Annotated in this window: 2 protein-coding genes; both read right to left on the bottom strand. The window is 66.0% G+C overall.

What is annotated here, in order from left to right; translation table 11 throughout:
* On the bottom strand, window positions 1–212 hold a 212-nt coding region (locus EN750_RS35760), incomplete at its 3' end, for a 3-hydroxyacyl-CoA dehydrogenase NAD-binding domain-containing protein (RefSeq protein WP_245482912.1).
* A 10-nt stretch (window positions 213–222) separates the two neighbouring features.
* On the bottom strand, window positions 223–1,014 hold the full coding sequence (locus EN750_RS35755) for an SDR family oxidoreductase (RefSeq protein WP_127399377.1): 792 nt from the start codon (window positions 1,012–1,014) through the stop codon (window positions 223–225).
* Window positions 1,015–1,083: the final 69 nt, after the last annotated feature.

Below are 1,083 nucleotides of genomic sequence, written 5' to 3'. Positions count from 1 at the left end.
ATGGTGATCCGGCCGAGCACGGCGTCGACCGCCTGTCCCCGCAACAGGTCGTTCCGGGCGAGATCACCGAGCACGCCGGCAATGTAGTCGCGGGCGCCACCCGTGGCAGTGGGCAACTGGTCCCACATCCGCACATCATGGCCGGCGCGGGCAAAGCTGATTGCCCAAGCCCGCCCGATAAACCCGCTTCCGACGATCGCGACATTGGCCATGGCTTGTTCCTCAAAGTGTTTCGACGTTGCCGTCGACGCCGAGCGACTGGCCGGAAATGTTGATCCCCGCATCGGAGAGCAGGAAGGCGACCATCGACGCCACATCATAGGGGCTGGTCATGCGGCGCAGCGAGATGTTCTGCAGATAGCGTCCGGTCATCTCCTCGTGGCTGATACCGACCTGCTTGGCGCGCGCCGAGATAACACCTTCGATGCGGGGCCCCTCGATGATGCCGGGCAGGATGGCGTTGACCCTGATGGCGTGCGGTCCGAGCTCCTTGGCGAGACTCTGCGTGAAACCGATGACACCGAACTTGGCCGCCGAATAGGGTGTGCGGAAGGCGTAGCCATGGCGGCCGGCGGCAGACGACATCGAGACGATCGAACCACCGCCCGCCGCCTTGATCAGCGGCACGGCTCGCCGAGCGCACAGGAACTGGCCGGTCAGGCAGATGTCGATGCAGCGCCGCCAGTCGGAAGGGTCGATCTCGTCGACACCGCCGGTCGGCCCGGCAATGCCGGCATTGTTGACGGCGACGGTCAGCGCACCGAGTTCGCTCTCGACGCGATCGATCGCCGCCGCGAGATCGCTCTGCGATGTCACTGTACCGGTCAGCGCCAGCGCTTTGCGGCCGAGCGCCGTGATCCGGTGCGCGGTTTCGTCCAGCCCACCCTTCGATGCATGGCCGAAACAGGCGACGTCAGCGCCTGCCTCGGCGAGCCCGATCGCGATTGCCTGGCCGATGCCGCTGCCGGCGCCGGTGACCAGCGCGACATCGCCGTTCAGTTTGAAAAGATCCATCGAGTGCCCTCCCTGGCCCAGGGAGGGTATGCGCTGAGCCGTGCTTCGATCAAGCGCCCGCGCGCAAAT

This window comes from Mesorhizobium sp. M7A.F.Ca.ET.027.03.2.1 (assembly GCF_003999175.1).
Classification (GTDB): domain Bacteria; phylum Pseudomonadota; class Alphaproteobacteria; order Rhizobiales; family Rhizobiaceae; genus Mesorhizobium.
Note: the sequence above shows the minus strand (reverse complement) of the source record. Positions and strands in the feature narration are given on the sequence as shown.

Bases quoted from the DNA above. Each gene is read 5' to 3' on its own strand.
- EN750_RS35755 (WP_127399377.1), bottom strand. From the start codon at position 1,014: ATGGATCTTTTCAAACTGAACGGCGATGTCGCGCTGGTCACCGGCGCC.